Raw genomic sequence first — 21,249 nt, forward strand, 5'->3', positions numbered from 1 at the left:
TTTTTGATGAACGATTGATCTTACCAGTTGATTTATGGAGCGAGCTAAAAATAAATAAAATTATAATCAACGAAGGAGTAGAGTAACAACGTGACAACATTTAACGAACTAGGTGTATCGCAGCCTGTCTTACGGGCATTAGAAAAAATGGGCTTTGAAGAAGCCACCCCAATTCAGGCGGAAACGATACCACTCGCATTGCAAGGAAATGATGTTATCGGACAAGCACAAACAGGTACGGGAAAAACAACAGCTTTTGGAATTCCGATGATTGAAAAAATAGATCCAAAAGAAAGAAAAATCCAAGGGCTAGTAGTTGCACCTACAAGAGAATTAGCGATTCAAGTCGCAGAAGAAATTAATCGCTTAGCACGGTTTAAAGGAATTCGCGCATTACCAGTCTACGGTGGTCAGCATATGGATAGACAAATCCGTTCTTTAAAGGATAAACCGCAAATTGTTGTAGCTACACCAGGACGTTTACTTGACCATTTGCGTCGTAAAACAATTCGTACGGATCAAGTTACTACAACGGTTTTGGATGAGGCTGACGAAATGCTAAACATGGGCTTCATTGATGATATTCGCGAAATTTTAAAGAGCATTCCAGAAGAACGTCAAACATTACTGTTTTCTGCTACAATGCCGAAGGAAATTCGTGATATCGCAACGAATCTAATGAAGAATCCAAAGGAAATTAAAGTGAAAGCAAAGGAAATGACAGTAGAAAATATTGATCAATCCTTTATTGAAGTGCCGGAACGATACAAATTTGATACACTTACCAATCATTTAGATATTAACGATCCGGATTTAGCGATTATTTTTAGTAGAACAAAAAAACGGGTAGATGAAATATCTGAAGGATTACAGTCAAGAGGCTTTCGTGCCGAAGGAATTCATGGAGACCTTACACAAGGAAAGCGGATGTCCGTCTTAAATAAATTTAAACAAGGCCGTTTAGATGTGTTAGTAGCAACAGATGTTGCTGCGCGCGGGCTGGATATTTCTGGTGTAACACACGTGTATAACTTTGATATACCACAAGATCCGGAAAGCTATGTTCACCGTATTGGACGAACAGGAAGAGCGGGCAGAACAGGTGCAGCGATCTCATTTGTAACCCCAAGAGAAATTGCTCATCTACGTTTGATTGAGCAAGTGACGAAGAGTAAAATGAAGCGGATCATGCCACCAACAAACCAAGAAGCATTACGTGGGCAACAGCAAACAACTGTGGAAAAGATTTTAAAAACGATTGATAAAAGTGATTTGAAATCCTATCACGAAACTGCCAATGAATTGTTACAGGATCATGATTCGATCACTGTCATCTCTGCAGCGCTTAAGATGCTTACAAAGGAAAGAAAGGATATTCCTGTAAGTATTTCTTCTATCGCACCAGTAAGTGTGAAGAAGGCAATGAATTCAAACAACAATAAAAGAAGATCCAATAATAATAAACGTCCTTATGGTAAGCGTGATGGAAATAGATCCCAAGGTGGTCGAAACCGAAAAGGTAATTTCCAGCGTCGCAGAAATCGTGACTAATATGGTGGAAAGAGGAGCTCTTATGAGAGAGCTTCTCTTTTTTTGTGCGTTGATCTAACTAATATTGAATCTTTATGTTAGGCTAATCGTACAACATAGTACTAGAAAGAAGAATCGGGGGATTTATGATGCGGCTACCACCAAGAAATTCAATAGCGCGTGATGCGGTAAAAGTGTGGAAGATAATGGAAACTATTTATGTTGGTTTTTTCTGGCTCTTCATCATTGCGGGAGGAATTAGTGTCTTTTGGTTTGATTTTCCGCGCTGGCCACTTGTTGTAGCGGTGATCGTTGGCGTAATTATGTCCTATTTCGTGATTTTTCAAATACCTGAGCTCCGCTGGCGAAGATGGCGATACGAAGTGTTTGAACAAGAAGTATACATACAACACGGTATTTTAATCCAAACGCGGACACTCGTTCCAATGATTCGCGTACAGCACGTGGATACGAAGCAAGGTCCAATCTTAAAAAAGTACCAATTAGCAAGTGTAACGATTTCAACTGCTGCAACAACACATGAAATCCCAGCATTAACAGAGGAAGATGCTGCAGCCCTTCGTGATCGTATCTCTAACCTAGCGAGAGTAGATGATGATGATGTATAAACCACGTCGTATGCATCCAGCAGCAGTTATCTTTAATTTTTTACGTTTCATGAAGGAGTTAACCTTTGCCATTGTTGCAGGTTTTCTAGCATTTAAGGGCACATCATTTGGATATTTCATAGCAGCTGTCATTGCAGTTGTTGTACTCGCACTTGTTTTTAGCTTTCTTTCCTGGTATCGATATACCTATCGAATGGAAGGAGACGAGTTACGAATTGAATATGGCATATTCATTCGAAAGAAACGGTATATTTCAAAGCATCGTATTCAATCCATTGATTTAACAGCTGGGGTGATTCACCGAATGCTAAACCTTGTCAAGGTACAAGTCGAAACAGCAGGGAGTGGCATTGATTCAGAAGCCTCTTTGAAAGCAGTAAGACGAGAGGATGGAGAAGCGCTTCGGACAATGCTTAAGCGTATGGGGGAGCAGCCTGAAGATACAGAGCAAATTATCAGTGATAAATCGGCGAATCCGGTGAAAAAAATAACAGCAAAGCGACTTTTTATTGCTGGTTCTACATCAGGAAGTATCGGGGTACTTGCTGCACTATTCGCATTTGTTTTTTCGGAACTAGAGCAATTTATTCCTGATCATTTTTTTGAAGCATCATATGCTTGGCTTATCGGTCTTGGCATAACGATAATTATCGGATTAGCAGTTGTTGTCCTTTTCCTTTTATGGGTGCTGGGGATAGCAGGAACAATGATAAAGTATGGCAATTTTACGATTGCCAAGCAAGGTGAGGAGCTGTTTATCACAAGAGGTCTTTTAGAGAAAAAGCAGCTTACTATCCCATTACAGCGAATTCAAGCGGTTGGAATAGAAGAAAGCATGATTCGACAGCCTTTTGGATTTGCAACAGTTTATGCAGAAATAGCTGGAGGGTCGTTGGAAAATGGGAATGAATATTCCGCTGTTTTATTTCCGATTTTGAAAAAGGATGAGGTAGCCTCTTTTTTGGAAACGTTTCTACCTGCCTACGTGCCTGAAGAAAGGCGCCTTGTGCCAATACCAGGAAAAGCCCGTAAATTTTATGTGCTTCGATCCATGCTTCCGGTTCTTTTAGTTGCTGCGAGTATTATGTATTTTTTTCCGCAGTTAAATTGGGTTTCTGCCGTACTTTTCATCATAAGTGGAGTCTTTGGTTGGTTGCGTTATCAGGATGGAGGCTTTTTAATCAAAGGGGATAGGATGACCATTTGTTATCGGGTGTGGAATAAACGTACGGTTCATTTGTTTCACCGACGAATCCAAGCATTTGAAATGATGCAGCATCCATTGCAAAGAAATCAAGGGCTTGCAACGTTAAAGCTATCTATTGTTGGAATGTTAGGCGCAGGAAAACATTTTAAGCTGAAGGATTTAGAAGAACGTGTAGTCGATCGATTGTTTGATTGGTATTCTTATCAAAAAAAAGAGCGATAACATGAAAAAAAGAAAAGGGGCTTCCTATCCTGTTTGAATGGATGAGAAACCTCTTTTTTAATTTTATAGAAAGCCGATCCGACTAAGTAAGCCAAGCAATACGAATGCTGCAATAATAATCCAGAGCAAATTTTTGCGTATGCTTCGTGGGATTAGCCGTTTTTTATTCCAGCGATTCGGATCGAATTGAATCGTATCATCATCCGAATAGCGCTGCCGATTGCGCCAAGGCGAAAAAGGATGAACATTACTTAAAAGAAGTGGTGCCAATGCAAAGCCCCCAATTAATCCGAAAATATGTGCTTCTTGGTTAATACCTGGGCGCAAGAAGGTCATGATGAGTCCGATTATAAAAATGGTCAGAACAATTTGAGCATTTGCTTGATCAATTAATGTTTTTCGGAAGAACACCATAAATAAATATATTCCAAATAAGCCAAAGATGGCGCCTGATGCACCAAGGTGAAAAAAGAAGGCATCGGGATTCATGAGATAAGTGCCGAGGTTTCCAGCAAATCCGCTACCAATGTAGGCAACGAGAAATTTACCTTTACCAAGCATTTGCTCTAATGCTGGACCAAATAATACGAGTGAAAAGGAATTAAAAAGCATATGCATAACATCACCATGAAGAAAGATAGGGGTGAAGAGTCTCCAATATTCTCCTTCAGCGATAAAATAGTTATTACCGATTCCCCATTGCTCGATTTGAATGCCAATTGGTAGCTGAAGTAAATCGATTATGAGCCACAACACAATGTGAATGATCACAAGTGTAGAAACAATCGGGTAAAAGTGGATAAACTCCTTTATACTTCGTTCTGTTCGAATAAACATATGTGTCCCCCTATAATTAACCTGCTTTTTTCGGTATTATTAGTGTAATAACAAAAGATTGATTTATGACATCTTTAGATTACTAAAATATAGAAACAGATGGAAATGAAAACAATTGATTAGTGAGGGAATAATGAATGATAATCGGAACAGGAATAGATATCATTGAATTAAAACGAATAAAACAAACGATGGAACAACAGTCTCGTTTTGTATCGCGTGTACTAACAGAAAGAGAAAGAGCGTATTACCTTCAAATAACAAGTCAACGTAGAAAAGTAGAATTTCTTGCTGGCCGCTTTGCTGCCAAGGAAGCTTTTGCCAAAGCTGCTGGTACAGGGATTGGATCACTTGGATTTCAGGATATGGAGGTTTTAGCAGATGAACAAGGTGCCCCAATAATGACTGTGACAGGATATGAAAGCTATTCCATTTTCGTCTCGATAAGTCATAGTGAAGCGTATGCTATTGCTCAAGCAATCATTGAAGGGAAAGAATAGAATATCACTCATGATTTAGTTGGTTTGCATAATTAGAAAGGTTGTCTCATATATTTTAGTGCGGGTAGGAGGGAACAAGTTGTATATTGTTACCGCAAAAGAAATGTACGAAATCGATCATTACACAATGCATGAGATAGGATACGGAAATCTATTGATGGAAAATGCAGGAAGAGCTGTTGCAGAACGAATCATATTGAAGGTGAAGAAGACGGATTCGATTGGGGTCTTGGTAGGCGGAGGAAACAATGGCGGAGATGGCTTTGTAATTGCTCGAACACTTCATAATAGTGGCTATCATGTAAAGGTAATGCAAGTCGTCCCAGACGAAAAAATGGCGGAAGCAACGAAAACTCATCGGCGCTTATTTGTACGTTGCGGTGGTTTAATTGAGCAAGCGGACAAGCGAACAAATTGGCAGCATTTTTTTGAGGAATGGAATATTGTCGTAGATGCAATGGTTGGAATTGGGGTGAAAGATCCACTACGCGATCCAATTTCCATGTATGCTTCGATGATAAATGAACGAGCACAGGTTGTTATTTCAGTAGACATTCCATCTGGTCTGCCAGCCGATGAAGGGGTATCCGAGTTTCTAGCTGTTCAAGCAGATTACACTATTGTAGTTGGGGCGGTAAAAGTGAGTGCCTATATTCAGCACACGGCACCATATTATGGACAATGGGAAGTTGTATCGATTGGACATCCGCAGCAAGCCTATACACGTTCTACCAATCGCTTGGAAGTGACGAAAGAGTCGTTTTGTTCCACGATGCCAAAACGAAAAAAAGATGCACATAAGGGAAATCATGGCAAAGGTCTTATTATTGGCGGGAGTGATGATATGCCAGGAGCGCTAGCATTATCGGTTCGAGCGGCTTTGCGATCAGGAACAGGGCTGTTAACGGCTGCATCTACTGAAAAAGCAATTGACCGTATTGCTAGTTATACCGTAGAGGCCATGTACAAAACACTCCCCTCTCAAAATGGCTCTTTAATAAACAATCGAGTGCTTTCCTTCGAGCCTTATGACGCATTGGCAATCGGAATTGGTATGGGTAGACAAAAAGAAACAGAAGCACTTGTCGAACAAGCTATTCGAGAAGCTGCTTGTCCTATAATCGTAGATGGAGATGGAATCTTTCATCTGAAAGGTGTTTTATCCGATGTAAAGCATCGTACCTATCCAACGATCATCACGCCGCATCCTGGTGAAATGGCTAGACTCCTGGATCTGTCAATACAGGAACTATTGCTTCAACCGTTTCGCTATTCCGTCGAGCTTGCCAAAGCGTATCATATGTTTGTTGTTTTAAAAGCCCCTTACACTATCATTACAGCTCCAGATGGAAGGCAGGCTGTCAATACAACAGGAAATCCTGGCTTGGCAAAAGGCGGAAGTGGAGATGTATTAACAGGGATTCTTTTAGCAATGGTGATGCAGCAGCAGGGCATTTTTCAAGCATTGTGTAATGCATGCTTCGTGCACGGCATGTCGGCTGATCTACAAATGATCAATAACCATTCCACACACGATCTACTTGCGTCAGATGTAGTGGAAGGGATTGCCAACGTTTATCGTACATTTTCTTGTTAGTTATGTGGTGCAGTTCCCTTTGTCCTAGTCTAGAACTACACCTTGAATAGCTACGAAGCGCTATTCTAGGAAATGGTAACCACGATTGTTACCATGGTCGACAGCAAAGGAGACAAGGGAGATATGTCCATGTTTAGAAAATCGAGTATCATATTGGTAGCCTTGCTAGGCTTGGTTTTTTTACTGACAGCCTGTGGTGAAAAATCACAGGAAGCGGTTGTTAAGAAATTAGAGAACAAGCTTGGGGAAATGAACGGGTATAAAGTAAAAGCGGAAATGAATATGAATACTGGTGAAAAAGAACAATCCTACAATATTGATGTATGGCATAAGAAAAAAGAATTCTATCGTGTGGCCCTTTCTAGTAAGCAGGATGAAAAAGGAAACCAAATTATTTTAAAAAATGAGGACGGTGTCTTTGTTTTAACTCCTGCACTGAACAAGAGCTTTAAATTTCAAACAGAATGGCCAGAAAATAGTAGTCAACCTTATTTATTTCAATCGCTTGTCCATGACATCGTAAAGGACAAGGATGCATCATTTAAAGTAACGGATTCACATTATGTGTTTCAAACAAAAACAAATTATCAAAGCAACAACAATTTGCCATACCAAGAAATTTATATTGATAAGAAAAGCTATACCCCTGTACTTGTAAAGGTAAAGGATAAGGATAAAAATGCCTTGGTGGAAGTGAAATTTTCCAATTTTGATATGAATCCAAGCTTTAAGGAAAAGGATTTTGTCCTTGAAGATAACATGACAAATAGTGTTGCCGACCTTCCAGTATCGAGTAGTGTTGATGAACAGCCATTTTCGGTCGTCCTGCCGTCATTTACAGCTGGAGCGGAATTAAAGGAAAAGAAGGAAATCGACTTAGAAAACGGAAAACGCGTTATTATGTCTTTTGCTGGTGAGAAAAACTTCACGATATTACAAGAAAAAATGGATGTAATGCCAACCTTATCCTCTCCACAAGAAGTAAAGGGAGATATCGTGAATTTAGGCTATGCGGTTGGTGCAATGACCAATAATACGATTGAGTGGCAACATAATGGAATGAATTTTTATTTAGCAAGTGAAGAATTGACGAAGGAAGAATTGATCGAAGTAGCACAATCGGTTGCGGCTAAAGAAGTGAAATAAATGACGAACAAGAAGAAAAGCAGATTCTTAACAAGATAAGAGTCTGCTTTTCAGTTCGTTTACACTACTTTTAGAACGCGTCTTTCAGCTGGCCTTCCCATAATATTCATTTGACACCCGTATAGCGAAGAGAAATAATAAGGTGTATAGATGGAACGTTTGAGTAAGATCGATAGTGGGAGGAGCTAGTCACAATTGGCACAATTATTTTATCGTCCAACATGGGCCGAAGTAGATCTATCGGCAATTGCATTTAATATACAACAAATAAAGAAAAAGCTTCCAAGCGAAAGTAAAATTATTGCAGTCGTAAAAGCAAATGGGTATGGGCATGGCAGTGTACAGGTTGCCCGTAAAGCGCTCGAAGCAGGAGCCTATGGACTAGCAGTAGCATTGTTAGAGGAAGCGATTGTGCTTCGTGAAGCCAATATTGAAGCTCCGATCCTCGTGTTAGGTTGGGTTTCCCCAGAAGGGGCGGTAATTGCAGCAGAAAAAAACATTACATTAACCTTTTTTCAAAAAGAGTGGTTAGAAGCTGTTCAAACGATTGCATTGCCAAAAATATTGCACGTTCATATGAAATGGGACACGGGAATGGGGAGAATTGGTATTCGGAGTGAGCAAGAATTAGTAGAAATAACGGCAGAGCTAGCCAAAAGTAAGGACATAAACCTTACAGGAGTTTTCACCCATTTTGCAACAGCGGATGATTCTGAACTTACTTATTATGAGGAGCAACAAAAACAATTTGAATCCTTATTGGCAAGCTTCCAACGATTGTGGACAAAGCCAGTTGCTGTTCATATCGGAAATAGTGCAGCAGCCATCCGTTTTCCGAGTCAGATGCATAATTGCATCCGTTTTGGCATATCCATGTATGGGCTGTATCCTTCCATTTATATGAAAGCAGCTCAGCAAATTACGTTAAAAGCCGCATTTTCCTTGCATAGTAAATTAGTCCATGTAAAGCAAGTAGAACCTGGTGCGTCAATAAGCTATGGAAAAACGTACACAGCGAAAGACAAAGAATGGATAGGAACGATTCCATTTGGTTATGGTGATGGCTGGAGTCGAAAGCTTCAAGGGACGGATGTGTTAATCGACGGCAAACGGATGCCAATTGTAGGAAGAATCTGTATGGATCAAATGATGATTAAGTTGGATCAGCCATATGCTATAGGTACGAAGGTGACCTTAATAGGTGAGCAGGACGATAGTCGGATTGATATAGATGAAATCGCAGCACATTTAGACACCATTAATTATGAAGTCCCTTGTATGATTAACGAAAGAGTGCCACGCTTATTTCATAATTAAAAGGCGATGAAAAAGAAAGACATTAGCATGTATTTACCACAAATTGGTTAGACTAAAACCGAAAAAGCGATTTTTTTAGTGAAAATTGCAAAGAACCCTTTGCAATTAAGTCTTTAGAATGATATTATTATATTGAATTTCCATGAGGTCGTGATTAACTAGCGGATAGTCGTTCAACTTTGGTGGAGGTGCATGGTTTTGTCAGAGGGCTTACAAGAGATTTTGGTACGGCTACCAAAAAACCTGTTAAATGAGGTGGATGGCATAATGAAGTATGAAAATAGAGATCTAAGTGATTTCATCTGTCAGGCTACAAAGAACTATTTGGATAAGAAGAAACAGGAACACGTAAAGAACTTTTATGAATCCATGCAGCGCGGATACGAAGAAATGGCAGGAATCAATCTCTCCATTGCTTCAGAGGCTTTTCAAGCTGAAGAGGAGGCTGAAATCACCTTAGAGCGTACTGTGATCGGGGTGTAGCATATTGATCGTACAAAGAGGCGAGGTGTATTTCGCTGACCTTTCCCCTGTCGTTGGATCAGAGCAGGGGGGCATTCGCCCAGTATTGATCCTACAAAATGATATCGGAAACCGTTTTAGTCCTACTGTTATTGTTGCTGCAATTACTGCGCAAATCCAGAAGGCCAAATTACCTACTCACGTAGAAATTGATGCGAAGCGATACGGCTTTGATCGCGATTCTGTCATTTTGCTTGAACAAATAAGGACACTGGATAAGCAACGATTAACCGATAAAATCACCAAACTTGATAACGAAATGATGAAAAAAATTAACCATGCACTTGAAATCAGTCTTGGTCTGAAGGAAATGTATGGTCATTAAAGAATCCCCTTAGGTGTATAAACTTTGGGGATTTTTTGAATTGGTTTGTTAAATTTTTTTGATATTTATTTAGTTGTAACTATAAGGCGTACATTATTATATGGTAAAATGATAGAGAAACAAAATTTTTCAATTTGTATGAAAGATGAAAAATCAGGGCGGATAGTTGCATGAACGAAAACGGTATGCAAGAATATTTGTAACATGAATGAAGATTATTTGGAGGGAAGTAAATGGACAAACATATCAAGCAAATCGCTTTACAACATAGTGATGAAATTGTACAAATGTGGCTAAATGAAATTCATTCATTAAAAAATGAAAATTATACAGCGACTATTTCTGGTGATCTGTTTGAGAGTACGAATCGTGAATTTGTTAATGTCATCTTTGATAGTATAAAAAATCATGGCTCCATGGAATCACTCGAACAATTCTCGGAGAAGATTATTCACCTTGGATGGCCGTTAAGCTATATCACGGACGGACTACAGGTTTTTCGACGTGTGACGATTGAATTTATGTTAACACAAACGGATAAAGTAGATTCTGCTTATTTTGCGAATGTGATGACAAGTGTTGATTTATGGATAGAGCCTATTATTCGTCAGCTCGTAAATGAATATTCGGGAAGCTGGGAAAATATAGTCTCATTGCAACGGTTAGCATTGCAAGAGCTTTCTGCACCATTAATTCCTGTACTTGATGATATTACCGTCATGCCTTTAATAGGTACGATAGATACAGAGCGTGCAAAGCTCATTATGGAAAATCTATTAGATGGTGTTATTCGCCATAACTCAGAAGTAGTATTAATTGATATAACAGGTGTTCCTGTTGTAGACACGATGGTGGCACATCATATTATTCAAGCAGCAGAAGCAGTACGTTTAGTTGGAGCGACATGTATACTCGTAGGAATTCGACCAGAAATCGCCCAAACGATTGTTAACTTAGGGATCAACCTAGATAAATTCCCAACGAAAAGCTCATTAAAGAAAGGTTTTATGAGTGCGCTTGAATTAACAAATCGACGAATTGAAGAACTTGATTCTAAATCAGCGAATATTGAAAGCTTGATAGATTCCATAAGAGGGGAGTGAGGGATTTTGCGAATTCCAATACTCAAGCTACATAACTATCTACTTATTTCGATTCAGACGGAAATAGATGATAACACAGCGATTCAATTTCAAGAAGATCTCTTGAACAAAATCCATGAAACAGGTGCAATCGGGGTTGTTATTGATTTAACGTCAGTGGAAATCATTGACTCTTTTATCGCCAAGGTGCTAGGAGATGTCGTGACCATGTCCGATTTAATGGGAGCGAAGGTAGTTCTAACAGGTATTCAACCAGCAGTAGCGGTGACCTTAATTGACCTAGGCATTCATTTGCGAAACGTGCCAACGGCATTAGACTTAGAACAAGGTTTGATGAAACTTCATCAGGAATTGGGGGAATAATTATGAGCCTCCAATCCTGTGTGACCATTCAAAAAGAGTGGGATATTGTTGGGGCAAGACAGGTTGGACGCGACATTGCCAAGAAAATCGGATTTGGCACCGTTGATCAAGCCAGGATTGCTACAGCAATATCAGAATTAGCTCGAAACATATACTTGTATGCTGGGAATGGGAAAATTTGTTTTGAAGTAATTGACAACTTAGATCAAAAAGGCATGTGTATTAAAGCAATTGACACAGGACCTGGAATACAGGATATTGGTCTTGTCATGGAGGATGGTTTTTCTACTTCTGGCGGACTTGGTGCTGGACTTCCAGGCGTAAAGCGATTGATGGATGAGTTTAGTATCACCTCAGATAAGGATAAAGGAACAAACATAACAACGATAAAGTGGGTACGATAAAGGAATTAAAAGCGAGATTTCACTTGCTGAAATGGTAGTGTTAAGGCAGGAATCTTTCCTGCCTTTTCTTATACCTTAACTAATATTTACTGTTTGAATATTAGGAGGTTCAATTTTCGTCCTCTTTTTCAGTGCAGGAGGTATATCTGTGGACAATATTAAATTGGATGCAGTTAATTATAAAGAATTATTAAAGCTATTTATCGAAACGCAGGATGAAAAAGCGTTGTATGGTGCTGAACAAATTACGAAATCCTTTATTAAGCAAAATATCTTGCCGGAAGAGATTGTAAATCTACATATTCAAGCACTTGCTGAATTGTACCCGAATGTATATGAAGAGGTTCAACGGGCGATGAACTTTCTCGTAGAAACAATGATTTCGTATGGACTTGCAATGCAGGAATATCAAACATTACGAGAAAAGCAGCTTGAGCTCCAATCAGAGATATCTGTTGCAGCCAATATGCAAAAAACATTATTAGCTACAACCACACCAAAAGTAGAAGGACTAGAAATTGGTGTAATTAGTGTTCCTGCGCATCAAATGAATGGGGATTACTATCATTTTATCCGTTGTAAGGATGGCTCTATTGGTGTTGCGCTAGCAGATATTATCGGGAAAGGCATTCCTGCTGCATTGTCCATGTCCATGATTAAGTATTCAATGGATAGTTTTCCAGAGCAATCAATGGAGCCGAAAAGTATATTAAAAAGTTTAAACCGTGTTGTTGAGCGTAATGTAGACCCAAGCATGTTTATCACGATGTTTTACGGACAATATGTTCCTCATGAAAGTATGTTTCATTTTTCCTCGGCAGGACATGAGCCTGGGTTTTATTTTAGTGCAAAGGAAAAGCGTTTTTATGAAATAGAAACAAAGGGTCTTGTTCTTGGTGTATCACCCGATTCAGAATACCCGCAATACAAACAGAAAATCGATAAAGGAGATATGATCGTTCTCCTTACAGATGGTGTAACAGAGTGTAGAAAAGATGACCGCTTTATTGAGCGAGAGGAAGTGCTACAAATTATCGAGCAACATATGCATTTGCCTGCTCAAGAAATGGTTCAACAAGTATATAAGTATTTTGAACAGCTACAAGATTTTCAATTAAGAGATGATTTTACGCTCATTATTATGCGCAAGGAAGTTTAAGGGTGCGTAGAAAAGGGTAAAAGTTTTTTACTAAGCTATTTCTTATTGTTTGCAGGTATTAAAAACGTAGGATTACCTTTTTGAAAAACGTACGTTTATAAACTTTAATAGTAGGAGGATGTAAATGAATTTATCGATAGATGTAGTGGAAATTGCGGAAGGTTCCGTCGTTAATTTGGTTGGAGAGATTGATGCGTACACAGCCCCTAATTTAAAAAATGCGCTGTTGCCATTAACAAAAAAGGAGAATAACCTCGTTCAGGTCGATATGGAACAAGTAAGCTATATGGACAGTACGGGACTTGGTGTGTTTGTTAATGTCTTAAAATCATCGAAAGAGCATGGAAGTAAGCTGCAGCTTGTAAATCTACAAGAACGGGTATTTCGTTTATTTAAGATCACAGGTCTACATGAAATTATGGATATTAATGCGGTGATTCGAGGTGGAAAAGGATAATGGAGACATTTGATTTTATTGAAATGAGAATTCCTGCCAAAGCGGAATATGTTGGAGTGGTACGTCTAAGCATTTCTGGTATTGCAAATCGGATGGGCTTCTCCTACGAGGATATTGAAGATTTAAAGGTGGCGATATCCGAGGCAATTACGAATGCGGTATCGCATGCATATACTGCAGAAGACAATGGAGAGGTTACAATTGGTTTTGGAGTTTATTCAAATCGTTTAGAAATTATGGTTGCTGACCATGGTGGCAGCTTTGACTTAAAGGATATAAAGGACGGCACTGGTCCATATGAGCAAAATGAATCGGTGGAAAATCTTCGCGAGGGTGGATTTGGTTTATTTCTTATCAAGGCATTGATGGATAAGGTAGAAATTAACAACAATTACGGGGTTATCGTCTTAATGACAAAATACCTGAGCGAAGCAGAGGTGGACCTTGATGGCGACCAAGTCTCAGCCACACAATAGAGGAAGAGATGAGGTATATAAATGGATTGAAGAAGCCCAGCGAGATCCATCAAATGAACAGGTGAAAGAGCAAATCGTCCTTAACTATAAAGACCTTGTTGAATCCATTGCTAGAAAATACTCCAAAAATAGTATTATTCATGAAGACTTAGTCCAGGTGGGAATGATTGGTCTATTAGCAGCAGTAAGCCGTTTTGATGTTACAATTGGTAAGTCCTTTGAAACGTTTGCTATTCCAACCATTATTGGCGAAATCAAACGATTTATTCGTGATAAAACGTGGAGTGTTCATGTGCCACGAAGAATTAAGGAACTTGGTCCGAAGATAAAACGAACGGTGGATGAATTGACGACCGCAAATCAGGCATCTCCAACCGTAAAAGAAATTGCAGCACATTTAGAGGTAACCGAAGAAGAAGTGCTAGAAACAATGGAAATGAGTAAAAGCTATAAAGCGTTATCTGTCGATCGTAAGGTAGAGGCGGATTCGGATGGTAGTACGGTAGCTATTCTTGACTTGATCGGAAATAACGAAGATGGTTACCATCAGACAGATTTAAAAATGTTGCTCGAAAAAATGCTACCACTTTTAACAGAACGAGAGCAGCTTATCCTGCAATATACGTATTTTGAAAATAGAAGCCAAAAAGAAACTGGAGAATTACTTGATATATCCCAAATGCATGTATCTAGACTGCAGCGCCGCGCATTAAAAAAACTTCGTGAGGCCATACAAAGTGATCGTACGGAGGTATTGGATTGAAAAGCCCAAATAAAGTAGATGTAGCAGTATACCAACAACCGAAACACGGCTATCGATCATGTGGTGACAGCTATTATTATATTGAGAAAGAAAATGAATTTGTTTGTGCGTTGGCAGACGGTTTAGGAAGCGGAGAATTTGCAAGAGAATCCTCGCAGGTAGTGGTAGATATTATTCGGGATCATATTGACGCATCCGTTGAAGAACTATTGACGATATGCACCAAGCAGCTACTTGGGAAGCGGGGCGCAGTATTAGGGATATTAAAGATAGATTTTAAAGCAAAAACCTATACATATTCCTCTATTGGCAATATAGGAATAATGACGATAACAGAAGATAAAAAGAAAAAGCGGAATATTCCAAATGCCGGGTACTTGACTGGATATTCACGTCCGTTTAAAGTAATGCAGGGAAAATTGGAGGAGAGCATGAATTTCATTATGTTCTCCGATGGTGTATCGGATACGGATTTGATGTACCCCTTTTTGTTAAATATGGATGTGCATGATGTCATTCATTCCTATGAAAAAGCAGTTCGACTGCCGAGAAAAGATGATACGACCTTAATTGCAATGCGATATGAAGCGTAAAACCGACGAAAAGTCGGTTTTTTGTTTGGGAAAAAATCAAGAAGCGTATATTTCTGATAAAGAAATGGCTGACAGGTGATAGAGAATCGGATTGCCATCTTGAAATGAGCTAGGAGGTCTGCTAGGAAACTGCTTCATTCTTTGATAAAATAATGAATGTATATGAAGGAGGATGAAACGTGTCTGATTTAGAAAAAGAATTAATTCACTGGGTCGGCAAGGAAACCCAGATTAAACCGAGTACGATAGACAAAGTGATTGCGCTATTAAATGAAGGAAATACAGTTCCATTTATTGCACGTTATCGGAAGGAAGCAACTGGTGGTCTTGATGAAGTTCAAATTAAAACGATTCAGGAAAAGTGGCACTATGCCGTTAACCTAGCTGAGCGAAAGCAGGAAGTGATTCGCTTAATCGAAGAGCAGGGAAAGCTGACCGAAGAGCTAGAACGAGAAATTAATGGAGCAACCCAGCTCCAGCGTGTAGAAGACTTATATCGCCCTTATAAACAGAAGCGTCGCACAAAGGCGACCATTGCCAAGGAAAAAGGATTAGAACCGCTAGCGGAGAAAATATGGAAGCAAGAAAAAATACATATAGATGACGAAGCGGCTAGGTATATTTCAGAAGAATATGAGCTACACACAATTGACGATGTGCTAGCAGGGGTAAATGATATTATTGCCGAATGGATATCAGATGATCCCGAATATAGAGAAGTAATTCGTGAGGAAACGTTTAAGCGAGGAATCATTCAATCAGAAGCAAAAAATGCGGACAACGATGAAAAACAAGTATATGAAATGTACTATGAATATAGTGAGCAAGTTCGTTCGATTGTTTCCCACCGCATTTTAGCGCTGAATAGAGGGGAAAAGGAAGATATTATTAAAGTGAATGTCGAGCCCCCAGTTGAGCGGATACAAGCATATTTACAGAAAAAAATTGTGCGTAGCCAAACGGACGGTAAGCTGAAGGAATTACTTTTAGCGGCAATTGATGATAGTTATCGACGTTTAATTCAACCGTCCATTGAGCGTGAAATTCGTAATACACTCACAGAACATGCCGAAGAACAAGCAATTGATATCTTTTCTAAAAACCTAAAAAACTTACTATTACAGCCACCATTAAAAGGTAAAACCGTACTTGGTGTAGACCCTGCCTTTCGAACAGGATGTAAGCTTGCGGTAGTTGATGAGACAGGAAAGGTGCTTTCTGTCGGAGTGATGTATCCAACCGCTCCCAAAAATGATATTGCTGGCGCAGAAAAGAAAGTCATGGAGCTAATACAGTCCTTTGATGTTGCCTTAATCGCTATCGGAAATGGTACAGCGTCTCGAGAAACAGAGCAGTTTATATCCGATGTAATTGCGAAGCATAAGCTGACTATTCCATACATTATTGTCAATGAAGCTGGTGCAAGTGTTTATTCTGCTTCAGAGCTTGCAAGAGAGGAATTCCCGGACTTACAAGTAGAAGAAAGAAGTGCAGCCTCTATTGCGCGCAGAGTACAGGATCCGTTAGCAGAGCTTGTTAAAATTGATCCGAAGTCCATCGGTGTTGGACAGTATCAGCATGATGTAAGTCAAAAATCGCTGAACGAGTCGCTTAGCTTTGTAGTAGAAACAGCTGTAAACCATGTTGGGGTGAATGTGAATACAGCTTCCACATCGTTATTACAGCATGTATCTGGACTGAACAAAACGGTTGCCAATAATATTGTTGCGTATCGCTATGAAAATGGTAAATTTACGAATCGCAAGCAACTAAAGAAAATTCCGCGCCTTGGTGCGAAAACGTATGAGCAAGGGATCGGCTTTTTACGTATTATTGATGGGGATCATCCACTTGATCGGACACCAATCCACCCAGAAAGCTATGCGCATACAGAGAGGCTATTGGAAATGCTTGATTGTAGCTTAGCAGATATAGGTACTGAGAAGCTGCGCGCAAGCTTACAGCAGATGGACGTAAAAGCAGTGGCAGAAAAGCTTGATATTGGAGAGCTAACCTTACAGGATATTATCGCTGCTCTAAGCAGACCAGAAAGAGATCCACGCGATGATTTTCCACAGCCACTCTTAAAGCAAAATGTTTTGTCATTAGAAGATTTAAAGCAAGGAATGGAAATGCAAGGAACGGTTCGTAATGTCGTAGACTTTGGTGTCTTTGTCGATATCGGAGTAAAACAAGATGGGCTCGTGCATATTTCTAAAATGTCCGATAAATTTGTAAAGCATCCAATGGACATTGCCTCTGTTGGAGATGTGGTAACCGTTTGGGTGGAATCTGTTGATTTAAATAAGGGTAGGATTGCATTATCTATGGTGAAGCGTTAAATGAAAATAGGGTCAGATGCTACGATAGCATTTGACCCTATTGTTTTTGTGAATCGTTTATTCTTGTTCACTTGCTGCTTCTATTTCACTTAAGGAGATGTTCATTGCTTTTGCAACACCTTCACCATATGCTGGATCTGCTTTATAGCAGTGATCAATATGGCGTAGCTTAATGTGTTTTTCTACACCCTCCATATTTCGTGCTGTATTTTCAAATAGCAATTGCTTTTGCTCCGCACTCATTAAGTTAAATAGCTTTCCAGGCTGCTCGAAATAATTATCATCATCTTCACGGAAATTCCAACGATCCCCATCACCATAAATAGGAAGTGCAGGCTCTTTATATTCTGGTTGGTCTTGCCATTCACCGTAAGAGTTTGGACCATAATGCAATCTGCTGCCATGGTTTCCGTCTACTCGCATAGCACCATCACGATGGAAGCTGTGGAATGGACATTTTGGTTGGTTGACAGGAATTTGATGGTGATTTACTCCGAGACGATAGCGTTGAGCGTCTCCATAGGAGAATAATCTACCTTGCAGCATTTTATCTGGTGAGAAGCTAATACCAGGGACTACATTTGCAGGTGTAAATGCAGCTTGTTCTACTTCAGCAAAATAGTTTTCTGGATTTCGATTTAATTCAAACTCTCCTACTGGAATGAGAGGAAAATCTTTTTTATACCATACCTTTGTGAGATCAAAAGGATTGTATGGCATGTTATTTGCTTCTTCCTCTGTCATCACCTGGATGTACAATTTCCATTTTGGAAAATTACCATTCTCTATGTTTTCATATAAGTCTTTTTGGTGACTTTCACGATCTTTTCCAACAAGCGCTTCAGCAGCTTGATCTGTTAAATTATCAATTCCTTGTTGAGAACGGAAATGGAATTTAACCCAGACTCTTTCGTTATCCGCATTGATCATACTAAATGTATGACTTCCAAAACCGTGCATCTGACGATAAGATTTTGGAATCCCACGATCACTCATAACGATTGTTACTTGATGAAGTGCTTCAGGTAAGGAAGTCCAGAAATCCCAGTTGTTGTTTGCGCTTCGCATATTTGTACGCGGATCACGCTTAACAGCATGGTTTAAGTCAGGGAAAAGTAATGGATCTCTAAAGAAGAACACAGGTGTGTTATTTCCGACTACATCCCAATTCCCTTCTTCTGTATAGAATCGAAGTGCAAACCCACGAATATCACGCTCTGCATCAGCTGCGCCGCGCTCACCAGCAACTGTTGAAAAGCGCGCAAACATATCCGTCTTTTTCCCGACTTCGGAGAAAATCTTTGCTCTTGTATACTTGGTAATATCATGGGTAACCGTGAATGTTCCATAAGCACCAGAGCCTTTTGCATGCATACGACGTTCAGGAATAACCTCTCTATCAAAATGAGCCAGTTTTTCTAAGAACCATACATCTTGCAATAACAATGGACCTCTAGGACCAGCAGTCATGGAGTTTTCGTAATCAGGAACAGGAGCTCCTGCAGCGGTTGTTAATCTCTTTTTATTATCTTTTGTCAAAATAAACACCTCTCCTTGTTAAATTAATTAACATCTGTATCTCATTATAATACAAACATTATAAAAATCAATATTTAATTATAATAATTTTAAAATAGAATTTCCGAACTGAATAATAATCACTATGTTTAAAAGTAGAGAAATATGATAAAATCAACCTAATATGATCCAAAAATAGCTAGAAGAGAATAGGGAAGTTTTCGCAAATGAAAATGCTAAATGAAAAAGAACTGCATGATTTAGTGCATAGAATATCGATAACATACTTTCAGAAACCCTTTCAAGATAAGGTTCGATTTAATCCCCGTTTACGAACGACTGGTGGTAGATACATACCAACAAAGCGACTTATCGAACTAAATCCAAAATATGTGGAAGAGATGGGGGAAGAAGAACTCATAGGGATTATTAAACATGAGCTTTGCCATTACCATCTTCATATAGAAGGGAAAGGTTATCAGCATCGTGATCAAGATTTTAAAATACTGTTAAAGAAAACAGGCTCCCCACGTCATTGCAAACCATTACCATCCCAGAAAGAACGTTTTAATCATATCTATCAATGTTGTAACTGCCATCTTATTTATAAGCGTGTAAGAATGGTAAATGTTAGCAAATACCGTTGTGGAAAGTGCCGAGGCAAATTAATAAAGGTGCATCAATAATCGTATAAACGATGTTGCGATTCTAGTTGGAGTCCTATATATAGTAGGGAGTTAATAGCATACAAGAAACAAGCTGATAGAATGAATCATCAATTTCTAGGGATATCCTCTTAACATACCATTTTATTTGAAGTGTATTGAGAAAGGGTAAATTTTAGTGAGAATTGCATTGACGAAATGCGCTAGACATGTTAAATTAATAAAGCTAAAGAAATACACGAGAGATAACTAACTGAGTCAATTATAAAGTGAAAAAATATGGTTGACATCGCATTTGAATTATTGTATTATATTTCTCGTTGCTGTTATTGAATTTTATACTTTTCCACAGTAGCTCAGTGGTAGAGCAATCGGCTGTTAACCGATCGGTCGTAGGTTCGAATCCTACCTGTGGAGCCAAATACGGAGAAGTACTCAAGTGGCTGAAGAGGCGCCCCTGCTAAGGGTGTAGGTCGCGTAAGCGGCGCGAGGGTTCAAATCCCTCCTTCTCCGCCATTTTTTAATGGCCCGTTGGTCAAGCGGTTAAGACACCGCCCTTTCACGGCGGTAACACGGGTTCGAATCCCGTACGGGTCATCTTCTATTAACAGATAAAATAAAATAAGGTTGGGTCTGGTAGTTCAGTTGGTTAGAATGCCTGCCTGTCACGCAGGAGGTCGCGGGTTCGAGTCCCGTCCAGACCGCCATTTGTTGGGCTATAGCCAAGCGGTAAGGCAACGGGTTTTGGTCCCGTCATTCCCAGGTTCGAATCCTGGTAGCCCAGCCATTTTTTATTTGTGAGGAAGTTAACAATAAATTTTAAATGTGAATTTTAATATGAAGAGCCATTAGCTCAGTCGGTAGAGCATCTGACTTTTAATCAGAGGGTCACAGGTTCGAATCCTGTATGGCTCACCATTTTTAAAGGATAGGATTTTAAATTCCTTCATCTATAATTCGTTATTTGCTATTATTAAGTTGGGAACAAACACTATGCGGTCGTGGCGGAATGGCAGACGCGCTAGGTTGAGGGCCTAGTGGGTGAATAACCCGTGGAGGTTCAAGTCCTCTCGGCCGCACTTAAAAGCATATTGCTTTTCGTTTGTAGATGTTATATAGTAGGAAAGTTGTTTGAACAGGATGCGCCCGTAGCTCAATTGGATAGAGCGTTTGACTACGGATCAAAAGGTTAGGGGTTCGACTCCTCTCGGGCGCGCCATTTATTGACGGGAAGTAGCTCAGCTTGGTAGAGCACATGGTTTGGGACCATGGGGTCGCAGGTTCGAATCCTGTCTTCCCGACCATTGCAGCTTTTAAATGATTAGTTGTTAGTTAAAACCTAATTAATAATTTCATTTTAAATGCGGGTGTAGTTTAGTGGTAAAACCTCAGCCACGAGCAAAGCTTCTGCCGAATAGGCAACGAGTTGTCCCGAAGCATTCACATCACTGATTTGGCTAGTAGATGCAGGGACATGAATAGAGCGTTATAATTAAATAGGATTCAAAACATTATTATTAATGCGGGTGTAGTTTAGTGGTAAAACCTCAGCCTTCCAAGCTGATGTCGAGGGT

At 39.5% G+C, this 21,249-nt stretch carries 21 protein-coding genes and 9 tRNA genes; 28 read left to right on the plus strand and 2 right to left on the minus strand.

From position 1 onward, the window contains the following. Positions 1–90 precede the first annotated feature (90 nt). The 3 genes from SPK86_RS11425 (at position 91) to SPK86_RS11435 (ending at position 3,588) form a co-directional block, all read left to right on the plus strand. Positions 91–1,551 (plus strand): DEAD/DEAH box helicase, encoded by a 1,461-nt coding sequence (locus tag SPK86_RS11425; RefSeq protein WP_284141754.1) that lies wholly within the window; start codon positions 91–93, stop codon positions 1,549–1,551. A gap of 128 nt (positions 1,552–1,679) precedes the next feature. Next, positions 1,680–2,159, plus strand: a complete 480-nt coding sequence (locus SPK86_RS11430; RefSeq protein WP_284141756.1) for a PH domain-containing protein — start codon at positions 1,680–1,682, stop codon at positions 2,157–2,159. After that, on the plus strand, positions 2,149–3,588 hold the full coding sequence (locus SPK86_RS11435) for a PH domain-containing protein (RefSeq protein ID WP_330949397.1): 1,440 nt from the start codon (positions 2,149–2,151) through the stop codon (positions 3,586–3,588). The genes SPK86_RS11430 and SPK86_RS11435 overlap by 11 nt, the downstream gene beginning before the upstream one ends. Before the next feature lie 63 nt (positions 3,589–3,651). Here SPK86_RS11435 and SPK86_RS11440 read toward each other — a convergent pair whose 3' ends face one another. Continuing rightward, complete coding sequence (locus SPK86_RS11440) at positions 3,652–4,425, minus strand: rhomboid family intramembrane serine protease (protein ID WP_330949398.1); 774 nt, start codon at positions 4,423–4,425, stop codon at positions 3,652–3,654. 137 nt (positions 4,426–4,562) lie between these two features. Here SPK86_RS11440 and acpS point away from each other — a divergent pair, with 137 nt between their 5' ends. The 15 genes from acpS to SPK86_RS11515 all read left to right on the plus strand — a co-directional run bounded on the left by acpS (position 4,563) and on the right by SPK86_RS11515 (position 17,492). Beyond that, positions 4,563–4,925 (plus strand): holo-ACP synthase, encoded by a 363-nt coding sequence (gene acpS / locus SPK86_RS11445; RefSeq protein ID WP_330949399.1) that lies wholly within the window; start codon positions 4,563–4,565, stop codon positions 4,923–4,925. A gap of 79 nt (positions 4,926–5,004) precedes the next feature. Then, positions 5,005–6,522, plus strand: a complete 1,518-nt coding sequence (locus tag SPK86_RS11450) for an NAD(P)H-hydrate dehydratase (RefSeq protein ID WP_330949400.1) — start codon at positions 5,005–5,007, stop codon at positions 6,520–6,522. A gap of 129 nt (positions 6,523–6,651) precedes the next feature. After that, complete coding sequence (locus SPK86_RS11455) at positions 6,652–7,668, plus strand: LolA family protein (RefSeq protein WP_284141774.1); 1,017 nt, start codon at positions 6,652–6,654, stop codon at positions 7,666–7,668. Positions 7,669–7,863: 195 nt separating this feature from the next. Further along, positions 7,864–8,985, plus strand: coding sequence for an alanine racemase (gene alr / locus SPK86_RS11460; RefSeq protein ID WP_330949401.1), 1,122 nt, complete (start codon positions 7,864–7,866; stop codon positions 8,983–8,985). 198 nt (positions 8,986–9,183) lie between these two features. Next, a complete protein-coding gene (locus tag SPK86_RS11465) occupies positions 9,184–9,468 on the plus strand; it encodes a CopG family ribbon-helix-helix protein (RefSeq protein WP_284141776.1) in 285 nt (94 codons plus the stop codon). A 4-nt stretch (positions 9,469–9,472) separates the two neighbouring features. After that, positions 9,473–9,832: a type II toxin-antitoxin system PemK/MazF family toxin gene (locus tag SPK86_RS11470; RefSeq protein ID WP_284141777.1), complete on the plus strand. Its 360-nt coding sequence runs from the start codon at positions 9,473–9,475 to the stop codon at positions 9,830–9,832. A gap of 233 nt (positions 9,833–10,065) precedes the next feature. Continuing rightward, positions 10,066–10,935, plus strand: coding sequence for an RsbT co-antagonist protein RsbRA (locus SPK86_RS11475; RefSeq protein WP_284141778.1), 870 nt, complete (start codon positions 10,066–10,068; stop codon positions 10,933–10,935). 6 nt (positions 10,936–10,941) lie between these two features. Then, positions 10,942–11,298, plus strand: a complete 357-nt coding sequence (locus SPK86_RS11480) for an STAS domain-containing protein (RefSeq protein ID WP_284141779.1) — start codon at positions 10,942–10,944, stop codon at positions 11,296–11,298. A gap of 2 nt (positions 11,299–11,300) precedes the next feature. Further along, positions 11,301–11,702 carry an anti-sigma regulatory factor gene (locus SPK86_RS11485; protein ID WP_284141780.1) on the plus strand — a complete coding sequence of 134 codons (402 nt, stop codon included), beginning with the start codon at positions 11,301–11,303 and terminating at the stop codon, positions 11,700–11,702. A gap of 148 nt (positions 11,703–11,850) precedes the next feature. Beyond that, positions 11,851–12,861 carry a PP2C family protein-serine/threonine phosphatase gene (locus SPK86_RS11490; protein ID WP_284141781.1) on the plus strand — a complete coding sequence of 337 codons (1,011 nt, stop codon included), beginning with the start codon at positions 11,851–11,853 and terminating at the stop codon, positions 12,859–12,861. Positions 12,862–12,985: 124 nt separating this feature from the next. Then, on the plus strand, positions 12,986–13,318 hold the full coding sequence (locus SPK86_RS11495; RefSeq protein WP_284141782.1) for an STAS domain-containing protein: 333 nt from the start codon (positions 12,986–12,988) through the stop codon (positions 13,316–13,318). Then, the gene (rsbW, locus tag SPK86_RS11500; RefSeq protein WP_284141783.1) at positions 13,318–13,794 is read left to right on the plus strand and encodes an anti-sigma B factor RsbW; all 477 of its coding nucleotides are present in this window, start codon (positions 13,318–13,320) and stop codon (positions 13,792–13,794) included. Before SPK86_RS11495 ends, rsbW begins: the two co-directional genes overlap by 1 nt. Continuing rightward, positions 13,766–14,557, plus strand: coding sequence for an RNA polymerase sigma factor SigB (gene sigB / locus SPK86_RS11505; RefSeq protein WP_330949402.1), 792 nt, complete (start codon positions 13,766–13,768; stop codon positions 14,555–14,557). The genes rsbW and sigB overlap by 29 nt, the downstream gene beginning before the upstream one ends. Next, entirely contained in the window at positions 14,554–15,150 is a 597-nt protein-coding gene (locus tag SPK86_RS11510; RefSeq protein ID WP_284141785.1) for a SpoIIE family protein phosphatase, read from the plus strand. The genes sigB and SPK86_RS11510 overlap by 4 nt, the downstream gene beginning before the upstream one ends. Positions 15,151–15,329: 179 nt before the next feature. Next, positions 15,330–17,492 carry a Tex family protein gene (locus tag SPK86_RS11515; protein WP_330949403.1) on the plus strand — a complete coding sequence of 721 codons (2,163 nt, stop codon included), beginning with the start codon at positions 15,330–15,332 and terminating at the stop codon, positions 17,490–17,492. A gap of 57 nt (positions 17,493–17,549) precedes the next feature. On the opposite strand, the gene SPK86_RS11520 is transcribed toward SPK86_RS11515, so the two are convergent. After that, positions 17,550–19,031, minus strand: coding sequence for a catalase (locus SPK86_RS11520; protein ID WP_330949404.1), 1,482 nt, complete (start codon positions 19,029–19,031; stop codon positions 17,550–17,552). 206 nt (positions 19,032–19,237) lie between these two features. Here SPK86_RS11520 and SPK86_RS11525 point away from each other — a divergent pair, with 206 nt between their 5' ends. The 10 genes from SPK86_RS11525 (at position 19,238) to SPK86_RS11570 (ending at position 20,979) form a co-directional block, all read left to right on the plus strand. After that, entirely contained in the window at positions 19,238–19,696 is a 459-nt protein-coding gene (locus tag SPK86_RS11525) for a SprT family protein (protein ID WP_284141788.1), read from the plus strand. Positions 19,697–20,020: 324 nt separating this feature from the next. Further along, positions 20,021–20,095: transfer RNA gene (locus SPK86_RS11530), tRNA-Asn, on the plus strand. A 5-nt stretch (positions 20,096–20,100) separates the two neighbouring features. Continuing rightward, positions 20,101–20,191 (plus strand) — tRNA-Ser (locus tag SPK86_RS11535). A 9-nt stretch (positions 20,192–20,200) separates the two neighbouring features. Then, a tRNA-Glu gene (locus tag SPK86_RS11540) sits at positions 20,201–20,272 on the plus strand. Between the two features lie 33 nt (positions 20,273–20,305). After that, positions 20,306–20,382: transfer RNA gene (locus tag SPK86_RS11545), tRNA-Asp, on the plus strand. 5 nt (positions 20,383–20,387) lie between these two features. Then, positions 20,388–20,462: transfer RNA gene (locus tag SPK86_RS11550), tRNA-Gln, on the plus strand. 55 nt (positions 20,463–20,517) lie between these two features. Continuing rightward, positions 20,518–20,593: transfer RNA gene (locus SPK86_RS11555), tRNA-Lys, on the plus strand. Between the two features lie 77 nt (positions 20,594–20,670). After that, positions 20,671–20,754, plus strand: a tRNA-Leu gene (locus SPK86_RS11560). Positions 20,755–20,817: 63 nt separating this feature from the next. Further along, positions 20,818–20,894 (plus strand) — tRNA-Arg (locus SPK86_RS11565). A gap of 8 nt (positions 20,895–20,902) precedes the next feature. Beyond that, positions 20,903–20,979 (plus strand) — tRNA-Pro (locus SPK86_RS11570). Positions 20,980–21,249 lie beyond the last annotated feature (270 nt).

Source organism: Virgibacillus sp. MG-45 (assembly GCF_036409425.1).
Lineage (GTDB): Bacteria > Bacillota > Bacilli > Bacillales > Amphibacillaceae > LDC-1.

Excerpts from the sequence above, each read along its gene's own strand:
- SPK86_RS11430 (WP_284141756.1), top strand. The coding sequence starts at position 1,680 with ATGCGGCTACCACCAAGAAATTCAATAGCGCGTGATGCGGTAAAAGTG.
- SPK86_RS11435 (WP_330949397.1), top strand. The coding sequence starts at position 2,149 with ATGATGTATAAACCACGTCGTATGCATCCAGCAGCAGTTATCTTTAAT.
- SPK86_RS11440 (WP_330949398.1), bottom strand. The coding sequence starts at position 4,425 with ATGTTTATTCGAACAGAACGAAGTATAAAGGAGTTTATCCACTTTTAC.
- acpS (WP_330949399.1), top strand. The coding sequence starts at position 4,563 with ATGATAATCGGAACAGGAATAGATATCATTGAATTAAAACGAATAAAA.
- SPK86_RS11455 (WP_284141774.1), top strand. The coding sequence starts at position 6,652 with ATGTTTAGAAAATCGAGTATCATATTGGTAGCCTTGCTAGGCTTGGTT.
- SPK86_RS11475 (WP_284141778.1), top strand. The coding sequence starts at position 10,066 with ATGGACAAACATATCAAGCAAATCGCTTTACAACATAGTGATGAAATT.
- SPK86_RS11485 (WP_284141780.1), top strand. The coding sequence starts at position 11,301 with ATGAGCCTCCAATCCTGTGTGACCATTCAAAAAGAGTGGGATATTGTT.
- SPK86_RS11495 (WP_284141782.1), top strand. The coding sequence starts at position 12,986 with ATGAATTTATCGATAGATGTAGTGGAAATTGCGGAAGGTTCCGTCGTT.
- rsbW (WP_284141783.1), top strand. The coding sequence starts at position 13,318 with ATGGAGACATTTGATTTTATTGAAATGAGAATTCCTGCCAAAGCGGAA.
- sigB (WP_330949402.1), top strand. The coding sequence starts at position 13,766 with ATGGCGACCAAGTCTCAGCCACACAATAGAGGAAGAGATGAGGTATAT.
- SPK86_RS11525 (WP_284141788.1), top strand. The coding sequence starts at position 19,238 with ATGAAAATGCTAAATGAAAAAGAACTGCATGATTTAGTGCATAGAATA.